1 protein-coding gene is annotated in these 1,289 nt (G+C 64.4%); it reads right to left on the reverse strand.

Annotated features, from left to right (window positions below; translation table 11 throughout):
• Positions 1-10 precede the first annotated feature (10 nt).
• On the reverse strand, positions 11-1,081 hold the full coding sequence (locus AWC17_RS08600; protein WP_197089844.1) for an IS110 family RNA-guided transposase: 1,071 nt from the start codon (positions 1,079-1,081) through the stop codon (positions 11-13).
• Positions 1,082-1,289: the final 208 nt, after the last annotated feature.

Below are 1,289 nucleotides of genomic sequence, written 5' to 3' on the forward strand. Positions count from 1 at the left end.
TTCTCCTATGTCAAGCCGCTGCCGGTTGGCACGGCCGATTGTGGGTTTGTTGGTCGGTGTGGAGGTGGCCAAAGACAGTGCGGGCGATGCGCCGTTTAAGACAACGCAGCGCTTCGGTGGAGGAGTCTCCGGCGGCCAGCCGCGTGCGGTAGTAGGTGCGTCCTGGGCCGTCGAGGCGGATCTGGGTTACCGCAATGCGGTGTAGTGCAGCGTTGAGTTGACGGTTACCTGACCGGGTCATCCGGACCCGCCCGGCGGTATTGCCCGACCAGACCGGAATGGGAGCTACTCCTGAATGCCGGGCAAACGCCGCCTCGCTTTTAAACCGCCGCACACCAGCGACTTCGCCGACGAGTTTGGCCGCGGTCAGCTCACCGCAGCCCGCCAGAGCAAGCAGTGTGGGGGCGGTCTGACGGATGCGCTCACTGATGCGCTTGGCCACGGCGTCGATCACCTCGGTGAGCCGGGTGATGTCGGCGAGCTCATCGCGGGCCAGCTCGGCGACCAGGCCCGATACGGTGTCCAGCCATGCCCGCAACATCTCGCGATGCTTAGCGCGATCCAGCGACCCCGGCTTGGGAGCGCGCTCGGGATCGAGTTCATGAACCCGCCACCGTAGCCGGTTGATCGTTGCAGTGCGTTGAGCCACAAGCACTTCGCGTCGATCAACGAGTAACTTCAATTCCCGCGACGTCTCATCATGTGAGGCGACCGGTAAGTCGGGCTCACGCAGCACCGCCCGCGCTACCGCCAACGCGTCGATCGGGTCGGACTTGCCCCTGGTGCGCGCCGAGGCCCGCGTCTGGGCCATCAGCTTGGGCGGCACCCGCACGACGTGTTGGCCGGCGGTGAGCAGATCGCGTTCTAACCGCGCCGACAGATGCCGGCAATCCTCAATACCCCATACCACCTCGACACCGAAGCGTTCCCGTGCCCACATCACCGCCTCGGCATGTCCGTAGCTGGTCGCAGCAACGACTTTTTCCCCGAGCTTGCGCCCGACCTGGTCAACTGCAACAAACGTATGGGTCCGCTTGTGTACGTCGGCGCCAACAACAACCATGGTGGTTGCCTCCTTCACTGTGAGGTGACGGTTGGGCCGGTCGGCGGACACATCTCAGTGGGGGCGACGCCACGCTCCTATCAAGTCACGCCGGCCGGTCCTTCACACCTGATGCCGACAAAACGCATGCACGCCAACCCCAAAGGCGGCACCGAGCCTACGAGCCAGACACCAGGTGATCAGGATCCAACCACCGCACCACGCGGCAACCTCACCCTGACACTGA

This window comes from Mycobacterium nebraskense, assembly GCF_002102255.1.
Lineage (GTDB): Bacteria > Actinomycetota > Actinomycetes > Mycobacteriales > Mycobacteriaceae > Mycobacterium > Mycobacterium nebraskense.